Annotated in this window: 19 protein-coding genes; 13 read left to right on the top strand and 6 right to left on the bottom strand. The window is 60.0% G+C overall.

What is annotated here, in order from left to right:
* Window positions 1-417 precede the first annotated feature (417 nt).
* The 4 genes from JTJ32_RS02965 to JTJ32_RS02950 all read right to left on the bottom strand — a co-directional run bounded on the left by JTJ32_RS02965 (window position 418) and on the right by JTJ32_RS02950 (window position 4,557).
* Entirely contained in the window at window positions 418-1,689 is a 1,272-nt protein-coding gene (locus JTJ32_RS02965) for an aspartate carbamoyltransferase (RefSeq protein WP_210040745.1), read from the bottom strand.
* 160 nt (window positions 1,690-1,849) lie between these two features.
* The gene (gene nadE / locus JTJ32_RS02960; RefSeq protein WP_210040743.1) at window positions 1,850-2,686 is read right to left on the bottom strand and encodes an NAD(+) synthase; all 837 of its coding nucleotides are present in this window, start codon (window positions 2,684-2,686) and stop codon (window positions 1,850-1,852) included.
* 7 nt (window positions 2,687-2,693) lie between these two features.
* Entirely contained in the window at window positions 2,694-3,899 is a 1,206-nt protein-coding gene (pncB, locus tag JTJ32_RS02955; RefSeq protein WP_099228208.1) for a nicotinate phosphoribosyltransferase, read from the bottom strand.
* 16 nt (window positions 3,900-3,915) lie between these two features.
* A complete protein-coding gene (locus JTJ32_RS02950; RefSeq protein ID WP_210040741.1) occupies window positions 3,916-4,557 on the bottom strand; it encodes an isochorismatase family protein in 642 nt (213 codons plus the stop codon).
* A 211-nt stretch (window positions 4,558-4,768) separates the two neighbouring features.
* Between JTJ32_RS02950 and JTJ32_RS02945 the strand changes: the two genes are divergently transcribed.
* The 7 genes from JTJ32_RS02945 (at window position 4,769) to JTJ32_RS02915 (ending at window position 9,901) form a co-directional block, all read left to right on the top strand.
* Window positions 4,769-5,314 (top strand): adenylyltransferase/cytidyltransferase family protein, encoded by a 546-nt coding sequence (locus JTJ32_RS02945; protein ID WP_210040739.1) that lies wholly within the window; start codon window positions 4,769-4,771, stop codon window positions 5,312-5,314.
* 1 nt (window position 5,315) lies between these two features.
* Window positions 5,316-6,029, top strand: a complete 714-nt coding sequence (locus JTJ32_RS02940) for an NUDIX hydrolase (RefSeq protein ID WP_210040737.1) — start codon at window positions 5,316-5,318, stop codon at window positions 6,027-6,029.
* 32 nt (window positions 6,030-6,061) lie between these two features.
* Window positions 6,062-6,601: an NUDIX hydrolase gene (locus JTJ32_RS02935; protein WP_184319432.1), complete on the top strand. Its 540-nt coding sequence runs from the start codon at window positions 6,062-6,064 to the stop codon at window positions 6,599-6,601.
* A gap of 37 nt (window positions 6,602-6,638) precedes the next feature.
* Window positions 6,639-8,177: a cryptochrome/photolyase family protein gene (locus JTJ32_RS02930; RefSeq protein WP_210040735.1), complete on the top strand. Its 1,539-nt coding sequence runs from the start codon at window positions 6,639-6,641 to the stop codon at window positions 8,175-8,177.
* Window positions 8,174-8,323 carry a DUF2256 domain-containing protein gene (locus JTJ32_RS02925; RefSeq protein WP_099228202.1) on the top strand — a complete coding sequence of 50 codons (150 nt, stop codon included), beginning with the start codon at window positions 8,174-8,176 and terminating at the stop codon, window positions 8,321-8,323. The genes JTJ32_RS02930 and JTJ32_RS02925 overlap by 4 nt, the downstream gene beginning before the upstream one ends.
* Before the next feature lie 78 nt (window positions 8,324-8,401).
* Window positions 8,402-9,463 (top strand): SDR family oxidoreductase, encoded by a 1,062-nt coding sequence (locus tag JTJ32_RS02920; protein ID WP_210040734.1) that lies wholly within the window; start codon window positions 8,402-8,404, stop codon window positions 9,461-9,463.
* 66 nt (window positions 9,464-9,529) lie between these two features.
* Window positions 9,530-9,901 carry a hypothetical protein gene (locus JTJ32_RS02915; protein WP_210040732.1) on the top strand — a complete coding sequence of 124 codons (372 nt, stop codon included), beginning with the start codon at window positions 9,530-9,532 and terminating at the stop codon, window positions 9,899-9,901.
* A gap of 7 nt (window positions 9,902-9,908) precedes the next feature.
* Here the strand turns inward: JTJ32_RS02915 and JTJ32_RS02910 are convergent, their stop codons facing one another.
* The gene (locus JTJ32_RS02910) at window positions 9,909-10,487 is read right to left on the bottom strand and encodes a CGNR zinc finger domain-containing protein (protein WP_099228199.1); all 579 of its coding nucleotides are present in this window, start codon (window positions 10,485-10,487) and stop codon (window positions 9,909-9,911) included.
* Window positions 10,488-10,923: 436 nt separating this feature from the next.
* Between JTJ32_RS02910 and JTJ32_RS02905 the strand changes: the two genes are divergently transcribed.
* Both JTJ32_RS02905 and JTJ32_RS02900 read left to right on the top strand, forming a co-directional pair.
* Window positions 10,924-11,352 (top strand): DUF2231 domain-containing protein, encoded by a 429-nt coding sequence (locus tag JTJ32_RS02905; protein ID WP_099228198.1) that lies wholly within the window; start codon window positions 10,924-10,926, stop codon window positions 11,350-11,352.
* Window positions 11,349-12,641 carry a PQQ-dependent sugar dehydrogenase gene (locus JTJ32_RS02900; RefSeq protein ID WP_099228197.1) on the top strand — a complete coding sequence of 431 codons (1,293 nt, stop codon included), beginning with the start codon at window positions 11,349-11,351 and terminating at the stop codon, window positions 12,639-12,641. Before JTJ32_RS02905 ends, JTJ32_RS02900 begins: the two co-directional genes overlap by 4 nt.
* Before the next feature lie 70 nt (window positions 12,642-12,711).
* Here the strand turns inward: JTJ32_RS02900 and JTJ32_RS02895 are convergent, their stop codons facing one another.
* On the bottom strand, window positions 12,712-13,464 hold the full coding sequence (locus tag JTJ32_RS02895) for an SDR family oxidoreductase (RefSeq protein ID WP_184319416.1): 753 nt from the start codon (window positions 13,462-13,464) through the stop codon (window positions 12,712-12,714).
* Window positions 13,465-13,559: 95 nt separating this feature from the next.
* Here JTJ32_RS02895 and JTJ32_RS02890 point away from each other — a divergent pair, with 95 nt between their 5' ends.
* From JTJ32_RS02890 to paoC, 4 genes are all read left to right on the top strand, one after another.
* Window positions 13,560-14,162, top strand: coding sequence for a TetR/AcrR family transcriptional regulator (locus tag JTJ32_RS02890; protein WP_180274323.1), 603 nt, complete (start codon window positions 13,560-13,562; stop codon window positions 14,160-14,162).
* A 152-nt stretch (window positions 14,163-14,314) separates the two neighbouring features.
* A complete protein-coding gene (gene paoA, locus JTJ32_RS02885; protein ID WP_210040729.1) occupies window positions 14,315-14,977 on the top strand; it encodes an aldehyde dehydrogenase iron-sulfur subunit PaoA in 663 nt (220 codons plus the stop codon).
* Window positions 14,974-15,924 carry an FAD binding domain-containing protein gene (locus JTJ32_RS02880; protein ID WP_210040727.1) on the top strand — a complete coding sequence of 317 codons (951 nt, stop codon included), beginning with the start codon at window positions 14,974-14,976 and terminating at the stop codon, window positions 15,922-15,924. The genes paoA and JTJ32_RS02880 overlap by 4 nt, the downstream gene beginning before the upstream one ends.
* A gap of 76 nt (window positions 15,925-16,000) precedes the next feature.
* A complete protein-coding gene (gene paoC, locus JTJ32_RS02875; protein WP_210040725.1) occupies window positions 16,001-18,211 on the top strand; it encodes an aldehyde oxidoreductase molybdenum-binding subunit PaoC in 2,211 nt (736 codons plus the stop codon).
* The last annotated feature ends 23 nt before the right edge of the window (window positions 18,212-18,234 follow it).

Genomic DNA, 18,234 nt, shown 5'->3' with positions numbered 1-18,234 from the left:
CTAGCCAGGACAGTAAAAGAGTAAGCCGTTGCCATCTTTGCGCTCACTTGGGCCGGACCCGTCTACAACGTTGGGTGTCGAAGCCAGTCGCGGCGAGAAGCACTGCATCAGGGACACCTTTGCTCTCAGCCCTAGGTTTTGTACGAAAAGTCGGCGAGCGAAGGTCAGGCAAGGCAAAAACAGGCGAGGAAGCGGAGTCTACGTGTTGTAAATGAGCATTCCGAGCCTGTTTTTAACGCAGCATCACCGAGCGCAGCCACTTTTCGTAAAGAGCCTAGAACTGGGCTGCATAGGCCTTGAAGGGTCAGGGCACGGCAACGTCATCGACGGCCTGCGGGGCGGGCGCAAGGCCGGGCGATCAGCTTGCAAAGGACATGATCGCCAGCATGCGCGGGCAGGCCACCCGTTCTGCCAACATCACTGTTCGCGATAAGGCACGCCCTCATCCGGCCCCAGATAAATCGGGACGCGCCACCCCACATCACGCAATGACCGTTGCACCTGATCCTCAACACCCAGCAGCGAAGCGAAGATCGCCATGCGCACGGCAATGCCGTTGTCCGTCTGCTTGAAAATAGCCAGCCGGGAGTCGAGATTCAGATCGGTGCTCAGGTCGTTGGCATCCGGTCGCGAGTCCCTTGGCAGCGGGTGCATGATCAGGGTGTTGGCACCGCATACCGCATTGACCAGCGCCTGATTGATCTGGAAATCAGCGCTGTAACCCTCAAGCGTTTCCTGCTCGGCGAAACGCTCTTTCTGAATGCGCGTCGCATAGACCACATCGGCACCTTTCAAGCCGTTGGCCAGATCCTGGGTTTGCTCCACGCGGTGGCCCTTGTCCGCAAGGTATTGCACCAGATGCTCAGGCAGCGCCAGCGCGGTTGGCGAGACCAGTGTGAAGGTCAGGTTGCGATACAGCGCCAGCAGATTGCTTAACGAGTGCACGGTGCGTCCATATTTAAGGTCGCCCACGAACGCGATGTGAGCACCGTCGAGCAGCTTATCCAGACGCGAGAACTCGCGCTGAATGGTGTAGAGATCCAGCAGCGCCTGGCTGGGATGCTCGCCCGGACCGTCGCCTGCGTTGACGACCGGGACATGAGTGGCTTCGGCAAACTCGGCGACCGCGCCCAGTTCAGGATGGCGCACGACAATGACGTCGGCGTAACCGCTGATGACACGGCTGGTGTCGGCGACAGACTCACCTTTGGCCATCGATGAAAAGGTGAATCCGGTGGTGTCGCACACCGCACCGCCCAGCCTTGCAAAAGCCGAGGCGAAACTCAGTCGCGTGCGAGTACTGGCTTCGAAAAACAGATTGGCCAGCACGGCCCCTTCGAGCACACGCGTGGTTTTCTGGCGACGAGCGACTGGCTGCATCATGTCGGCGATACGCAGCAGTTCTTCGACAGACTCACGGGTATAGGTCTCGACCGACAGCAAATGTCGGGCAACTTCCTCATTGCCGTGCGGCCTTGAGCCGACGTGCTGCAAAGCACTTGCACTGCCCTTCAGAATCTCCAGAACGAAGCGTTGCGCGATGTCCGGCATCTTGCGCATTTCGACGGACTCGTCAGGCAATAACCAGCTGTCCAGCGCACGGCGCGAGACGCCAAGACGCTGAGCGAGCGCGTCGCGGGTGAAGTTGAGACGGCGCATGGCGTCGCGGAGAAAGACTTGTTGGGACATGTGAAAGACCGAGTCGAATATACACGCTGCGTATACTCAACATCTTTAAATCACAATTCAAGCGTATACACCGATTTAGACGACAACGTTAGGGACGCTGGATGCTCTGCGTCCCTATACGCGCTGACGACGTAGGTTGACCGGTGATCAGCGCAGGACTTCAGACAGGAGAAATCGGCAATTCACGCTTGTGAGCAGTCTTGAGGTAAGCCGCTTCGATGATCGTCGCAGCCGATGCCGACACATCCTTGCCCAGCAGGTAGTTGTCGATGTCGTCGTAGGTGCAGCCGTACGCCACTTCGTCCAGCTTGCCCGGATCCAGGTCTTCAAGGTCGGCCGTCGGGGGCTTGCTGACGAGGTGGGCCGGCGCACCCAGCGCACTTGCAAGCAGACGAACCTGACCTTTGGCAAGACCGCTCAACGGTGCCAGGTCGCAGGCGCCGTCGCCGAACTTGGTGAAGAACCCCATCACGGCCTCGGCGGCGTGGTCGGTCCCGACCACCAGACCACCGACGAAGTTGGCAATTGCATACTGCGCCAGCATCCGGGTACGGGCCTTGACGTTGCCCTTGGCAAAATCGGTCAGCTCCGGGCTCGGTTCCAGGCCTTCGATGGAGATTTCGTCCATCACGCTGTCGACCGCACCGGCAATATTCACGTGGGTGATCAGGTCGGGCTGGATAAAGCTCAATGCCGCCTGAGCATCGTGTTCATCGGCCTGAGTCTTGTAAGGCAGACGCACGGCAACGAACTTCACATTGTGACCATCGCCTTTCAGCTCATTGACCGCGAGCTGGCAGAGGCGTCCAGTGGTCGATGAGTCCACCCCGCCGCTGATGCCCAGCACCAGCGCTTTGGCGCCGGACTCAAGCAGCACGCCTTTGATGAAGCCGATGCGTCGGGCGATTTCGGCGTTCACGCTGGCAGCGTCGGTGATGCCTCGGTCAATGCCCAAGGCTGACTGGATCTCGGTTTGCAGACTGGTTTGCGTATTCATGATGTCCTTACTCCTTGACCTGAAAAACCTGCTTGAGGTACGACAGAAACTCCGGCGATTCACACTGGCTCTTGCCGGGCGCATCGGAGATCTTGGCCACGGGCTGGCCCTGACAATTGACCATTTTCATCACGATGCTGAGCGGCTTCACGCCCTCGACGCCGTTGGTGAGGTCAGTGCCGATGCCGAAGGAAACGTTGATGCGCCCCCGGAAGTGACGCAGGATTCGCAGCGCCTTGTCGCCCAGATTCAAGCCATCGCTGAAGATCAGCGTCTTGGTCTGCGGGTCGATGCGCAGCGATTCGTAGTGCGCAATCATGCGGTCGCCCCACACCAGCGGATCACCCGAGTCGTGACGGCAACCGTCGAACAGCTTGGCGTAGTACGAATCGAAGTCACGCAGGAAGGCGTCCTGATTGATGCAGTCGGCCAGGGTCAGTCCCGGATCACCCCGGTACTCCTTGATCCAGCCGTCCAGCGCCGCTTTCTGGCTGTCGACCAGACGTGGCCCCAGTTGCTGATGCGCCTGAAACCATTCGTGAGCCTGTGTGCCCACGGCGCGAATATCGAATTCGCGGGCCAGTTGAATGTTGCTGGTGCCGACGAACTCACCGGGAAAGTCGCGCATCATGGTGCGCACGACTTCTTCCTGGGCCAGGTACGAAATCCTGCGACGCGTGCCGAAATCGGCGACCTTGAACGCCGCCAGTTCTTCCGTCGTGGCATTGGCTTTCAACCAGTCGAACTTCTTGTAGAGACTTTCACGCACCTGCTCCAGAGACAGGTCCGGGTAGACGTGACGGTTACGAATCTCGCTGACGATGGCCAGAATCTTGACCTCGAACGGCGAAACGCCAACCCACGGACCGCGTGCACGGATTTCCAGCTGACCGTCCTTCTCGCCGACCTTGACGAAGCGCGGCTTGAGGCGAAAATCCTCCAGATAATCGATGTAGTCGGTGCTGATGTAAGGAATGCCACGCAGATGACGCAGCATGTCCTGACTGCTTTCCAGCTCCTGAAGCTGATCGACTGCTTCGCGGATTTCATTGATGTACGGCGTCAGATCGTCCTGAGAGCGAACCCGCAGCGCCCATTCGGTATCGGCGCTGGGATAGGCGTGGTAGATCGCCTGCCCCATCGACAGCTTGTACATGTCGTCGTCAGTCGGCGAACGCACGATCGGTTTGCTGAAATCGTAAACACTTTCCATGTCTGTCTCCCAGGCCTCAGGCCAATTCGGTCAATTCTTGCGCAGTGTTGGCAATCAGAATGCCGGCCTGCACCATTTCAGCCAGTGCCATCAGCGAACCCTCTTCGCTGATACCCCGGCAGGCAGGCACATAAAGCACCACGACAAATCCGGCTCTGGCCAACTGCAGGGCGGTGGTCTTGACGCAGAAGTCCAGCGCAAGGCCGCCGACGATCACGCGTTCGATCCCGTTGGCTGTCAGGTATTCGATAACGCCTGTGGACAGTTTTTCATCCAGATCATGCCAAACCGCTCCGTAGGGATGCAGATCCGGCTCTACGCCCTTCCAGACGAAGTAGTCGTATTCGAGTGGCTCAGGCAACACATCCAGCAGCTTGAAGCCTTCGGTGCCCGGTATGCAGTGGCTCACCCAGGTCAGGTCGGCGTGCTTCAGCCCGGTTGGCTGGAGCATGCCTTCATGGGTTTCAACGATCCAGGGCGCATTCACAGCGTGAGCGTCCTTGCTACCCAGGCGCAGTCGGGCAAAGGTCGCCATAAAGTTGAGCGCTTCACCAATCTGGTCTCCCCCGCTGACGGGTAGCTCGTCAGGGCACAACGGCGTGAAGCTTTTCTGGGCATCGACATCGAACGAAGCAGTCTTGATCTTGTTGGCATTCATGATGTGTTCCTCGTTTACATGAAACAAAAGTACACCTGATGTACTTTTACGTCAACGCCAATTTCAACTCATTTTCAAATGGGTAAGAAACGCAGGATGAATGGACCCCCCAATATCCCTGGAAGCTTCGAGGCACTGAAGAACCTGCGCGCACGAGGTGATTGCCCAATAAGTACATCTAGTGTACTTTTATCTCAACAGGAGAAACGCCATGTATGAGATTGCAGTCTACGGCGGAGCCTTCAATCCGCCCCACGCCGGCCATGCCAACGTCATGATCCACGCTTCCCGAGAGGCGAGGCTCACCTTGGTGGTGCCGTCTTATCAGCACCCTTATGGCAAGGTCATGGTGGATTACGACCTTCGTCTCCAGTGGCTGCGCCTTATTACCGACAACGTTCGCAATCAGTGCGGCGGTGAGCTGTCGGTCAGCGATATCGAACGAGAACTCTTCAACCAGAGCCCAGGCCCTGTCTACAGTTTCAACCTGCTGACCTGCCTTGCGAACACGACAGGCTGCACGCCGAAAAGCATCGCACTGGTGGTCGGGCAGGACGTGGCTGACGCCCTGCCCAGCTTCTATCTGGGACCAGAGCTGCTTGAAACCTTCTCCGTAATCATCGCCCCCGAACAGATAGGCGTACGCAGTACCGCTGTGCGCAAGCAGGTGCTGAAGGGCGCCCCGCTCCCGCCTCACTGGGTTGCGCCAGGGCTTGATCCGGTAAACTACGACATTTACGCATCAGGTGCCGTTTGACATGAGCCAGACCGAACACGACACCTCGCCGAAAATGGACTATCTGCACACCATCGACCTCGTGGTTCTGCGCTACTGCCGCAAGACCCATGCGCTCGAGGTTCTGCTGCACAAACGCCCCAGCGAGCCTTTTGCCGAAAGCTGGGCGCTGCCAGGCCTGGTACTCAATGGTGAAGTGCGCGATGTGTCGATGGACGCCGGGGTCAAGCGCCTGATCGAGTCGGAAAAGATCGGCGTCAGGCTTGGCTATATCGAGCAGGTCGGCACCGTGGGCAACGCGTTCCGAGACCCCAGATGCTGGTCGTCGTCGACCTTCTACCTCGCCATCCTCGATCAGGACGCCAAGCTGAACGAGCGACAGCAATTCGTGCCGCTTCAGGCGCTGCTGAGTCGCGAAAGCCTGCTGCCTTTCGACCACAACGACCTCATCGATCAGACCGCTGAACGTTTGTATTCGAAGTCGCTCTACTCAAGCCTGCCCCTGCTGTTTCTGGGCAATGAATTCAGCGCGCCGGAAGCGACCACCATTTACTCTGTGTCGCTGGGCCGACCGGTCCTCAAGTCGAGCATGCGCCAGCGGCTGATCAAACTGACGGAAGAAGGTTATATAAAGGAAACCGGCCGCAAGAAGTCCGGCGAAGGCATCAAGGCGCAGGCGACGGTCGAGAACCTCAAGCCTGGCAGGATTTTCTACTTTGATCGTTCGTTTGCCTGAAAAGACGTGACGAACCAGCCAAGGACATGCACATGAGCGCCCCTACGAAACAACCTGTTATCACCACTCTGTTGAGCACCCGGTTCTTCGACGTCATCGACGTCAATGACGGAACCCGGCCCGAAGGCCAGGGCTACAAGATCATCAAAGAGCCCAAGCCCATCAACGGCGTAGTGGTCGTGCCGGTTCTGCCGGATGGGCGTGTGGTGCTGGCGTCGCTGATGCGTCGCGCCATCGGCCGGATGTCCATCGAATTCCCGCGTGGCAAGATCGATGACGGTGAAACCGCAGTGCAAGCCGCCGTACGCGAGCTGCTTGAGGAAACCGGCATGGTGGCCCTGAACACCACCGAGATCGGCAAGCTGCACAGCAACACTTCACTGCTGGCCAGCGCCGTTTCCGTGTGCATCGTCGAAGTGTCGGGCGACGTCAGCGGAGAAACCGACGGTGAGGTGGATAACATCATGATCAAGAGCATCAAAGACGTTCAGCACATGATTCTCAGAGGTGAAATCACTGACGGCCACACGCTGTCCGCGTTGACCCTGCTGAGCTGCCACACTGATGCCTGATGATCACCTTTGCCCTGCATTTCTGGATGCTGCCTGAATGAAAGCACCTAAACGTCTGTGCCTTGTCCTCGGCGATCAGTTGTCCTTCGACCTGGCGTCGCTGCAAGGTCTGAATGCAGAGCGCGATACGGTCTTGCTGGTCGAAGTGATGGAAGAAGCCAGCCATGTGCCGCATCACCCGCAAAAGATCATTCTGATCTTCAGCGCCATGCGCCACTTCGCGGAAACCCTGCGCGACCGTGGTTTTCAGGTGCAGTACGTCTCCCTTGACGACCCGGATAACACAGGGTCGGTGCCCGGTGAGCTGCACCGCTGGCATTCGCTGTTGCAGGCTGACGAAGTGCACATCACCGAATGCGGCGACTGGCGTCTGGAGCAGTCCATCAAGGACACGGACCTGCCGATCCAGTGGCATGCCGATGGCCGTTTCCTGTGCTCGCGCAACGAATTTTCGGCCTGGGCACAGGGCAAGAAGCAGTTGCGCATGGAATTCTTCTACCGCGAAATGCGCCGAAAGAGTCGGCTGCTGCTCAATGGTGACGGCACACCGGTGGGAGGTGCCTGGAACTTCGACGCCGAAAACCGCAAGGCGCTGCCCAAGGGCGTCACCGCGCCCTACCCCGCACGCTTCGCGCCAGACACCATCACCCTCCAGGTAATAACACTGGTGAAAGCGCGTTTCTCCAGCCATTACGGTGCAGTGGATACGTTCGACTACCCGGTGACCCACGCCGATGCCCAGGCGCTCTGGGCGTACTTTCTGGATTTCGGCCTGGCCGCCTTCGGTGACTATCAGGACGCCATGGCCAGCAACGAGCCGTTCCTGTTCCATGCCCGCATCAGCGCGGCACTGAACATCGGTCTGCTGGATCTGCGCCAGGTGTGCAGCGATGTGGAGTCGGCGTACTGGTCGGGGCAGATTGCCCTGAACGCCGCCGAGGGCTTCATTCGCCAGTTGATCGGATGGCGCGAGTACGTGCGCGGCGTTTACTGGTTGAGAATGCCGGAATATGCCACCGGCAACCGGTTCGGCAACACCCGGGCGCTTCCAGAGTTCTACTGGACCGGCGACACGAAGATGAATTGCATGCGTCAGGCCATCGGCCAGAGCCTGGAGTACGCCTACGCGCATCACATTCAACGGCTGATGGTCACCGGCAACTTCGCCCTGCTCGCGGGCATCGCACCGACTGAAATCTGCGAATGGTATCTGGCGATCTACATGGATGCCTTCGACTGGGTCGAGCTGCCCAACACGCTGGGCATGGTCATGCACGCCGACGGCGGGTATCTGGGTTCCAAACCCTACTGCGCCAGCGGCCAGTACATCAAGCGCATGTCGAATTACTGCCGCGACTGCCATTACAAAGTGAGCGAAAGCACCACGGAAGACGCCTGCCCGTTCAATGCGCTGTACTGGCATTTTCTGATGCGCCATAGCGACCTGCTGCGCAGCAATCAACGCCTGGGCATGGTGTACAAGAACCTGGACCGTATGCAAGACACCAAGCTGGATGCGCTCTGGGATCGGGGTCAGGCACTGCTCGCCAGACTGGATGCCGGGGATTCGCTGTGAAAAAAAGCGAGCTTCCGGTCAAGACCTGCATCGTGTGCGGACTGCCGTTCACCTGGCGGAAAAAGTGGGCGCGTTGCTGGGACGAAGTGCGCTACTGCTCGGAGCGTTGTCGCAGACACAAAGCGAAGCCTGCACCAACCGACTGACGACGATCAGATTGAACCGTCTGGTACAAAGTGGTTCAGAACCTCCATGACTGTTCATTCATTCACAGGAGAAACCCCATGACCCAGACCGCTCTGGTTGTTGGCGCAAGTGGCATTGTCGGTAGCGCAATCACGCAATTGTTGCTGGAACACAATTGGCAGGTGGCCGCTCTCTCCCGTAGCCCCTCGTCCGTGCCCGGCGTGATTCCAGTGGCTGCCGACCTTCAGGATCCGGCATCGCTCAACGCCGCGCTGGCCGATCTCAAGCCGACTCACGTGTTCATCACCACATGGTCGCGCCAGGCCACTGAGGCCGAGAATATCCGCGTCAACGCGGCCATGGTGCGCAATGTGCTGGACGCCGTCCGCCCAGCCAAAAGCGTGCAGCACGTGGCGCTGGTGACCGGTCTGAAACATTACCTCGGCCCGTTCGAAGCCTATGGCAAAGGCACGCTGCCCCAGACACCGTTCAGGGAAACCCAGCCGCGCCTCGACATCGAGAATTTCTACTACGCACAGGAAGATGAGGTCTACGCCGCTGCCGAGAAAGACGGCTTCACCTGGAGCGTGCATCGCCCTCACACCGTGACCGGCGTGGCAGTCGGCAACGCGATGAACATGGCGACCACGCTGGCCGTCTACGCCACGATCTGCAAGGCCACTGGCCGTCCTTTCGTATTCCCGGGCTCGCGCGTCCAGTGGGACAGCCTCACCGACATGACCGATGCCCGCCAGCTCGCTCAGCAACAGCTGTGGGCAGCGACGACCCCGGAAGCCGCCAATCAGGCCTTCAACATTACCAACGGTGATGTGTTCCGCTGGAGCTGGATGTGGGGCCAGATCGCCGACTACTTCGGTCTGCAGGCCGCCGACTTCCCCGCGCAGCCCGCGCCGCTGGAAGAGCAAATGGCCGATGATCAGAATGCATGGAGCGAGATCGTCAGCAAGCACCAGCTCAAGGAAAGCGATATCAATCGTCTGATCTCGCCGTGGCACACCGATGCCGACCTGGGTCGCCCGATCGAAGTCGTCACCGACATGTCGAAAAGTCGCAAACTGGGCTTTACCGCATTCAAGGCGAGCGACGACGCGTTTTTCGAAGTGTTTGAAAAACTGCGTCGCGAGCGTTTGATTCCTTGAATCAACACCCCCATGATCGGGACCGTCCGGGCTGACCCGGCCGGTCCCACGATGACAGGAAACCCCATGAAAATTCTTGTAGCTGCTGCCTTAGCTGCCCTGAGCCTGAGCGCCGTTGCAGCTGAACCAAAACCGGTTTTGTCAGGCTGCAACCTTGTTGAACAGCGAGCGCTTGAAGGCCGGACCGGTGGCACGATCACCGACAGAAACGAAGCGCATATTTCCACGAGAGCGAGCGTGTTGCAGGCGGACATCGGCAGCCTGTACAGAGCCGGCCGCTTGACGCAAAAGCAGGCTGACCCGCTGTACATCCGTATTGAGAAAATCCGTTCCGACAGCGCAGGCTTCGTGAAGACCCAGGGGTTTCTCAGTGCCGCAGAGCGCGCCAGCTATGATCGCGAACTGGATGCGATAGCAGGCAGTATCTGCAAACCTTGAACGCAACCTAGCCTTTCGCGTCCTGCTTGCGCTTGCGAAACTCCGCCACCTTATGCCGATTACCGCACAGCGCCATGCTGCACCAGCGACGTTTGTGCGATTTGGTGCGGTCATAAAACATGAGCGAGCATTCATGGCTCTCACATTTGCGCAGCAGCGACGAGTCACCCTCGGCCAGCAATTGCGCGGCCGCAAAAGCGATCTCCGCCACGACGCGATCCGTCGCATTCCGCTGACAGAAACGGTCCAGTTCCGGACCTCTTGACGGTTCCCATACCAACTGCGGCACAGCCCTGAGCAGAAAGGTATTCAGTCGTGACGGATCCGCAATGCGGTTCTCCAGACGCGCCTGGACAAGCTGTTCGATGCTCCCGCGCAGTTCTTGCAGTTCATCGAGCAATCGCTCATCGAACGCATCACTTCCCAGACCAACCTGTTCAAGCCATTGAATCGCCGACGCGTGACCGGTCAACAGATCGCGGCGCTGCCCGTCAATCATCATCCGGGTGTTGAGCAGATCCAGCGCAGGATGGTCGGCGAGTATCAACGGGGCCGGGAGCTGGGCGGTCGAGCCAGAGGTGGTCATCACAGTACTCCTGAAATTCAGGCAGGCATTGTAACCAATAAATACTACTTGAACAGTTACCGGCGTACGCAATGGCTTGTCTCACCCGGTCAGTCCGGAGGGCATGAAAGCTCCCGCAGGTTACGACGGCAGTGAGGGCTGCGCAGCGGACCGAGGTCGCAGGTTCTGTCGGCAAGCGGTCTCCCGAAGACGGGAGCTAGCGACTGGAAAGCGGAGTGCCGGTACCGCCTCATCCTCAACATCCACCAACCGCTCTGGCACGAGGCTGTCTTCTATTTCCGATGCCATTGATCCTTCAACACATTTCGACATGAAAACTCACTGAACTATCGCTTTGGCGACACGATCCTTTCCTATGCGCAGTCAATGCGACCCCGGCGGCCGGTAAATTCGTGCCGTGACCTGGCCGGGCATCGCTGAACGATAAGGAGCCGCTATGACCGTTACCGCCCATCCCGCTTACCGAAGGACACCAGGCCCGCTTCACGCGATCCTGCTGGCCGGGACCGTGCCGTTGTTTCTCGGTGCATTGTTGAGTGACATTGCCTACTACCAGACCTTCCAGATCCAATGGGCCAACTTCGCCGCCTGGCTGATCGCCGGGGCGCTGGTGTTCTGCGGTTTTGCGCTGTTGTTTGCGTTGGTGAATCTGGTCCGTGCAGCGCACAAGGCCGGGCGTCCGGTGCTGTATTTCCTGCTGTTGCTGATCACTTGGGTGCTGGGGCTGGTCAACGCGTTCGAGCACGCCAAGGACGCCTGGGCCGTCATGCCTTCGGGCCTGGTGCTTTCAGTCATCGTGACCCTGCTGGCTGTCGTGGCCGCCTGGATCGGACTGACCAACCTGCGTTCGGGAGATGAGCAATGAGACCTCAAATCGCACTGACAGCCTTGAGCATGGCGTTGTTGTTGAGCGCCTGTGGCGGTGAGCCGGACAGCACTCAGGCGCGCGGCCCGGACCCTAAGCTGCCGGAACCGCAACGCGGCCTGCTGCCGAGCATGAAGATTGCCGAGCCCGTAGCCTGGGGCGATCAGAAGCCGACCGTACCTGACGGATTCAAGATCACCGCGATTGCGACCGACCTGCGCATTCCGCGCCAGACGCTTGTCCTGCCCAACGGTGACATCATCGTCGCCGAAGGCCGTGGTGGCAGTGCCGCCAAGCTCAAGCCCAAGGATGTCATCGCCAGCGTCATCAAGGCCGAGGGCAACACCAAGGTCAAGGGCGGCAACCGTCTGACATTGCTGCGTGATGCTGACGGCGATGGCACCTACGAAACCAAGACCGTGTTCGCCGAAAACCTCAACGCGCCTTATGGCCTGGCGTTCGCTGATGGCAAGCTGTACGTGGCCAATCAGGACGCGCTGGTGCGCTTCGATTATCAGGAAGGCCAGACCCAGGCCAGCGGCGCGCCGACCAAAGTCGCGGACCTGCCCTCGGCAATCAATCACCACTGGACCAAGGCATTGACCATCAGCCCTGATGGCCGCTTCCTGTACGTCGGCATCGGCTCCAACAGTAACGTCACCGAACGTGGCATGGAAGTCGAGATTGATCGTGCGATGGTGTGGCAGATCGATGCTGCGACTGGCGCGCACAAGCCCTACGCCACCGGCATTCGCAACCCGACAGCGCTGACTATCCAGCCTGAAACCGGGCAACTGTGGGCCGTGGTCAACGAGCGTGACGAACTGGGCCCGGATCTGGTGCCGGATTACCTGAGTTCGGTGAAAGAAGGTGGCTTCTACGGGTGGCCGTACAGCTACTGGGGCCAGAACGTCGATACCCGCGCCCAGCCGCAGAATCCGGAAAAAGTCGCCGCCGCGATCAAACCGGACTACAGCCTTGGCTCGCACGTCGCTGCTCTGGGTGTGGATTTCTCCATTCCGGAAATGGGCGACAAGTTTGCCAATGGCGTCTTCGTAGGCGAACACGGCAGCTGGAACCGCGACAATCCGGTCGGCTATAAAGTGATCTTCGTACCGTTCAGCAATGGCAAGCCATCAGGTGAACCGCTGGACTTCGCGACCGGTTTTCGTGGCGATGATGGCAAGACCCGAGGCCGGCCTGTCGGCGTAACGGTCGACCCCAAAGGCGCGCTGATCATTGCCGATGACCTGGCCAACACGGTGTGGCGAGTGACGCGTAACCAGTAACCTTCAACGCTTCGGGCCGCTTGAGTTCAAGCGGCTCGAAGACTGTCGACCTTTACGAAGACCGCCCAGATCAGTGCTGTTTGATCCCTGCAAGCATCGTCAGCACCTCATCAAACGAACCGTTCGCCTCCGCAAACCGCAGCCCCCTGGCTCGCTCGACTACCAGCTCGGACGGCGTTGGCTTGATCTCGAGCAGACCGAATATCTCGTCCAGAAACGCTTCCAGCGGCATCGCGCGTTCGTCGTTCTCCTGACCGAGCAGCGACGTGCGCACACCCGGTGGCGCCAGCTCGATGACTTCCACAGAAGAATCCGCCAGTTGCACACGCAGGCTCTGCGTGAACGAGTGAACGGCCGCTTTGGTTGCACTGTAGGTCGCGGTCGCCGGCAGTGGTACGAAGGCCAGTGCCGAGCTGACGTTGATGATCGTGGCGTGAGGCTGCTTGAGCAACCGGGGCGTCAGCGCATACACCATGCGGATCGTGCCAAGCAGGTTGGTGGTCACGATGTCTTCGGCCGTGCCAAGGTACGCAGGGTCGGTCAGATCCTCCCAATGCATGATCCCCGCGCTATTGATCAGAACGTTGAGGTCCGGGTGACTGCTTGCCAGCGCATCGGTTGCCTGCTGGATCGACTGGGGACTGCTCACGTCCAGCACCACCGAATCGATACCGGGATGTTCCGAGACAATCCTGTCGAGAATCTCCTTGCGTCGCCCGGCAACGATGACCTTGTTGCCCGCCTTGTGCAGCCGAAGCGCCAGCCCCAGGCCGATGCCCGACGTGCTGCCTGTGACCAGAATCGTGTTACCTGTGCCGTTCATAGTAAACTCCGTCATCGCCATAAGCGGACAAATGTCCGCTTGAGAAAGCTACCGGACAGTTGTCCGCTTTGCAATACGAAGAAAGGATTTTGTCCATGACTGACGACACGTCGATGCGTTCCGACGCCAGAAAGAACCGGGAACGAATATTGAAGGTCGCCGTGGCCGAGTTGACGCTCGACCCCGCGGTTGCACTGAGCGTGATCGCGAAAAAAGCCGGAGTCGGTCAAGGCACGTTCTATCGGCACTTCGCCAATCGCGAGGATCTGGTGTTCGAGGTCTATCAGTTCGAGATGCAGCAAGTGGCAGCGCTGGCGGAGCAGTACCTGGCCGATCGACCACCCGAGCAGGCGCTGCGCGACTGGATGAACAGCCTTGCCGAATACGCGATGACCAAGGCAGGACTTGCGACCGCCATACGCCAGGCTGCTGCCACCCGGGAGTTTCCGGGCAAGTCGGGCTACGCACCGGTGCAGAACGCCGCCGGACTTCTGCTGAAAGCCAACGAAGCGGCCGGTACGATCCGTGCCGGGATCACCACTGATGATTTTTTCCTGGCGATTGCCGGGATCTGGCAGATCGACTCACAGCGTGACTCACAGTGTAACTGGCGCCCACGCCTCGCCCGCCTGATGGATTTCGTCATGATCGGACTGTGCGCAGGAAGCCCTCGCAGTCTTGAAGAAAAGGGCGCTTGAGGCATCTGTGAGCCCTGCTCACAAGTGCATTCTGGATATAGGCATTATCAAGGAGCGTTCTATCCCATAGCCTCATGTTCACAGCATGGGCGGTTTTTCAACCCGGCGAAGAAGGTGGCCGCAGCCAATACACGCACGAGAAGGAGATGTTGATGAATCGAACTTCATCCGGCGACGGGCTCAGGCTGTCGCGACGACAGGTTCTGATCGGTACGGCAGGATCGGCCGTCACAGCGGTACTGGCATCGACCGAGCTCGCGCACGCGGCTCAAGACACCGCTTCAGGGTCAGCAGAAGCGCCCGCCAGCAGCCACGTAGCATTCACCCTCAACGGCAGACGCTACAGCCTGGACGTCGACAACCGCACCACGCTTCTGGATGTTCTGCGCGAGCGGCTGCACCTGACCGGCACCAAGAAAGGCTGCGACCATGGTCAGTGCGGTGCCTGCACGGTGATCGTCGAGGGGCGACGGATCAATGCCTGCCTGACACTGGCCGTCATGCATGAAGGCGACACCATTACCACCATCGAAGGGTTGGGCACGCCCGACCGGCTTCATCCGATGCAATCGGCCTTCGTGAAGCATGACGGCTATCAATGCGGCTATTGCACGCCCGGCCAGATCTGTTCTGCGGTCGCCATGCTTGATGAAATCAAGGCCGGCATCCCGAGCCATGTCACCCAGGACCTGAGCGCCCCATTGATGGCCTCCACCGAAGAGATGCGCGAGCGTATGAGCGGCAACATCTGCCGTTGCGGCGCGTACTCCAACATCATCGAAGCCATTCAGGAAGTCGCGGGAGAGTCGACATGAAGTCATTCACCTACGAGCGCGCAGCCTCGGCGGAACAGGCAGTCGCAGCGGCGGCCCGACAGCCCGGCGCGAAATTCATTGCAGGCGGCACCAACCTGCTGGACCTGATGAAGCTGGAGATCGAAACGCCGCAGCACCTGATCGACGTCAACGATCTGGGTTTCGACACCATCACCCGAACCGCTGAAGGCGGGCTGAGAATCGGCGCGCTGGTGCGTAATACGGATCTGGCCGCAGCGCCCGAGGTCCGCCGGGACTATGGTGTGCTCTCACGATCGCTGCTGGCGGGCGCTTCCGGCCAACTGCGCAACAAGGCGACCACTGCCGGCAACCTGCTGCAACGTACACGCTGTGCCTATTTTTACGATCCCCATCAGCCCTGCAACAAACGTCGCCCCGGTGCCGGTTGTGCGGCACTGGGCGGAGTCAGTCGTCAACAGGCAATCATTGGCGTCAGTACGTCCTGCATCGCCAGCCATCCGAGCGACATGGCGGTCGGCATGCGGGTACTGGGTGCAACAGTAGAAACCCTCGGCGCTAATGGCCGGACTCGCAGCTTTCCCGTCGAGGCACTGTACAAGGCGCCGGGCGACACGCCGCATCTGGAAAACACCCTGATGCCGGGAGAGCTGATCACCGCCGTCACGCTGCCAGGACCGGTGGGCGGCAGGCACATTTATTACAAGGTACGTGACCGGGCATCCTACGCGTTTGCGCTGATCTCGGTTGCGGCGATTGTGCAGCCAGACAAGACCGGCCAGATCGCGCTGGGTGGCGTGGCCTACACGCCCTGGCGCAGCGAAGAAGCCGACGCAGTCATGCCGCAGGGCGCACGCGCCGTGGCAGCCCGGTTGCTGGCCAACGCGCAACCGACGCCGCAAAACGCCTTCAAGGTGAAACTGGCGGAACGCACGATCGGCCTGGCGCTGACGCAAGCCTCTGCGTAAGCAACCCGCTCTTCAGCCAGCAGCATCAGCCCGCACGAGCGGCTGATGTCAGACCGCTTGATCAGGAACCCTGACCATGAAATTCGATACGCCTGCCAGCACCAATCCCATCGATCAGCTCAACGTGATCGGCAAGCCTGCCGACCGTATCGACGGCAAGCTGAAAACCACCGGAACCGCGACCTACGCCTACGAACAGAATGCAGCGGTGACCAACCCGGCGTACGGCTATGTGGTCGGCGCAGCCATCGGCAAGGGACGGATTTCTTCGATCGATTCGAGCGAGGCGCGCCAGGCATCCGGCGTGATCGCCATCGTCACTCACGAAAACGCCGGCAAGCTCGACCGGGGCGAGTTCTACGTCGCTCGCGCATTGGCGGGCCCTCAGGTGGATCATTACCATCAGGCCGTCGCCATCGTGGTCGCGGAAACCTTTGAGCAGGCCCGCGCCGCGTCCGCACTGCTTCGGGTGTATTACGTTCGCGAGCCTGGTTCGTTCGAATTGGCCGCGACCCTGGAGTCCGCCAAGCCACCACCACCTTCAGGTTTCGGCCCGCCAGCGCAGACGCAGATTGGAGATTTCGGCGCTGCATTCAGCGCAGCGGCATTCAAGGTCGATGAGCGCTATTCCACGCCCGACCATGCCCACGCCATGATGGAACCCCACGCCACCATCGCCCAGTGGAACGGCAGCAAACTGACACTCTGGACCTCCATCCAGCAGATCAACTGGGGCGTGCGGGACCTTGCGAAAACACTGGGGATTCGCAAGGAAGACATCCATCTGATATCGCCCTACATCGGCGGTGGTTTTGGCGGCAAAGGCACGATTCTTTGTGACGCGGTGCTGGCATCGCTGGCCGCGCGCGCAGCCAGACGCCCGGTCAAGGTCACCCTGCCCCGTCCGCTGATGTTCAACAACCTGACTCACCGGCCTGCGACGATCCAGCGGATCCGTATCGGAGCGGACAGGGACGGCACCATCACTGCAATAGGCCATGAAAGCTGGTCCGGCAACCTGCCGGGCGGCAGGCCCGAAGCGGCCACCGCGTCGACACGTGGCCTGTATGCAGGCGCCAACCGGATGACCCGTCTGAATCTTTCCGTGCTGGACCTGGCAGAAGGCAGCGCGATGCGTGCGCCGGGCGAAGCGCCGGGAATGATGGCGCTTGAAATTGCCATGGATGAGTTGGCCGAAAAGCTCGGCATCGATCCGGTGAAGTTTCGTGTCATTAACGACACTCAGGTCGATCCCGAACAGCCCACCCGGCCGTTTTCCAAACGCCAACTGGTGGAGTGCCTGAATACCGGTGCCAAGCACTTCGGCTGGGACAGGCGCAACCCTGCACCCGGCAAGGAACTGCACGACGGCTGGCTGATCGGCATGGGCGTGGCGTCGGCGATCAGGGGCGCACCCACGACCAAATCCGCTGCCCGCGTCCGGCTTGATCGTCAAGGCATCGTGACGGTCGAGACCGACATGACCGACATCGGGACGGGCACCTACACCATCGTCGCCCAGACGGCGGCGGAGATGATGGGCGTGAACCTGGACCGTGTGGTCGTGCATCTGGGTGACTCACGGTTTCCGGAATCGTCCGGCTCGGGCGGTCAGTGGGGGGCGGCCTCATCAACGGCGGGCGTCTATGCCGCCTGCGTGAAGCTTCGCGAAGCCGTAGCCCGCAAACTGGGACTCGACCCGCAGAAAGCAGAGTTCGCCGAGGGCGAGGTGCGCGAAGGCGGCACGCGTCTGCCTCTGGTCCAGGCAGCGGCACAGGGCGAGATACAGGCCGAGGACTTCATGGAATACGGCACGTTGGCCAAGGACTATGCTCAGCAGACCTTCGGCGCGCATTTCGTTGAAGTCGGCGTCAACGCGGCCACTGGCGAGGTACGGATCCGCCGCCAGTTGGCGGTGTGCGCAGCGGGCAGGATTCTGAACCCCAAGACCGCTCGTAGCCAGATCATCGGCGGGATGACCATGGGCGCAGGTGCTGCATTGATGGAAGACATGGTCGTGGACCACCGCCTGGGATTCTTCGTCAACCATGATCTGGCGGGCTATGAAGTGCCGGTGCATGCCGATATCCCGCATCAGGACGTGATCTTTCTGGATGAAGTGGATGTCTACGCAACGCCGCTGAAAGCCAAGGGCGTGGGCGAACTGGGTATCTCCGGCGCTGCCGCAGCGGTCGCCAATGCCATCTACAACGCGACCGGCGTAAGGGTTCGGGATTACCCGATCACCCTGGACAAACTCCTCGATCACTTGCCTGAAACCGTCTGATTACTCACCGCGTCCATGGAGTC

This window comes from Pseudomonas alliivorans (genome assembly GCF_017826695.1).
GTDB classification, from domain to species: Bacteria; Pseudomonadota; Gammaproteobacteria; order Pseudomonadales; family Pseudomonadaceae; genus Aquipseudomonas; species Aquipseudomonas alliivorans.
The sequence above is the reverse complement of the archived record's forward strand: the minus strand, read 5'-3'. Positions and strand labels throughout refer to the sequence as shown.

Excerpts from the sequence above, each read along its gene's own strand:
- JTJ32_RS02965 (WP_210040745.1), bottom strand. The coding sequence starts at position 1,689 with ATGTCCCAACAAGTCTTTCTCCGCGACGCCATGCGCCGTCTCAACTTC.
- nadE (WP_210040743.1), bottom strand. The coding sequence starts at position 2,686 with ATGAATACGCAAACCAGTCTGCAAACCGAGATCCAGTCAGCCTTGGGC.
- pncB (WP_099228208.1), bottom strand. The coding sequence starts at position 3,899 with ATGGAAAGTGTTTACGATTTCAGCAAACCGATCGTGCGTTCGCCGACT.
- JTJ32_RS02950 (WP_210040741.1), bottom strand. The coding sequence starts at position 4,557 with ATGAATGCCAACAAGATCAAGACTGCTTCGTTCGATGTCGATGCCCAG.
- JTJ32_RS02945 (WP_210040739.1), top strand. The coding sequence starts at position 4,769 with ATGTATGAGATTGCAGTCTACGGCGGAGCCTTCAATCCGCCCCACGCC.
- JTJ32_RS02940 (WP_210040737.1), top strand. The coding sequence starts at position 5,316 with ATGAGCCAGACCGAACACGACACCTCGCCGAAAATGGACTATCTGCAC.
- JTJ32_RS02935 (WP_184319432.1), top strand. The coding sequence starts at position 6,062 with ATGAGCGCCCCTACGAAACAACCTGTTATCACCACTCTGTTGAGCACC.
- JTJ32_RS02930 (WP_210040735.1), top strand. The coding sequence starts at position 6,639 with ATGAAAGCACCTAAACGTCTGTGCCTTGTCCTCGGCGATCAGTTGTCC.
- JTJ32_RS02920 (WP_210040734.1), top strand. The coding sequence starts at position 8,402 with ATGACCCAGACCGCTCTGGTTGTTGGCGCAAGTGGCATTGTCGGTAGC.
- JTJ32_RS02915 (WP_210040732.1), top strand. The coding sequence starts at position 9,530 with ATGAAAATTCTTGTAGCTGCTGCCTTAGCTGCCCTGAGCCTGAGCGCC.
- JTJ32_RS02910 (WP_099228199.1), bottom strand. The coding sequence starts at position 10,487 with ATGACCACCTCTGGCTCGACCGCCCAGCTCCCGGCCCCGTTGATACTC.
- JTJ32_RS02905 (WP_099228198.1), top strand. The coding sequence starts at position 10,924 with ATGACCGTTACCGCCCATCCCGCTTACCGAAGGACACCAGGCCCGCTT.
- JTJ32_RS02900 (WP_099228197.1), top strand. The coding sequence starts at position 11,349 with ATGAGACCTCAAATCGCACTGACAGCCTTGAGCATGGCGTTGTTGTTG.
- JTJ32_RS02895 (WP_184319416.1), bottom strand. The coding sequence starts at position 13,464 with ATGAACGGCACAGGTAACACGATTCTGGTCACAGGCAGCACGTCGGGC.
- JTJ32_RS02890 (WP_180274323.1), top strand. The coding sequence starts at position 13,560 with ATGACTGACGACACGTCGATGCGTTCCGACGCCAGAAAGAACCGGGAA.
- paoA (WP_210040729.1), top strand. The coding sequence starts at position 14,315 with ATGAATCGAACTTCATCCGGCGACGGGCTCAGGCTGTCGCGACGACAG.
- JTJ32_RS02880 (WP_210040727.1), top strand. The coding sequence starts at position 14,974 with ATGAAGTCATTCACCTACGAGCGCGCAGCCTCGGCGGAACAGGCAGTC.
- paoC (WP_210040725.1), top strand. The coding sequence starts at position 16,001 with ATGAAATTCGATACGCCTGCCAGCACCAATCCCATCGATCAGCTCAAC.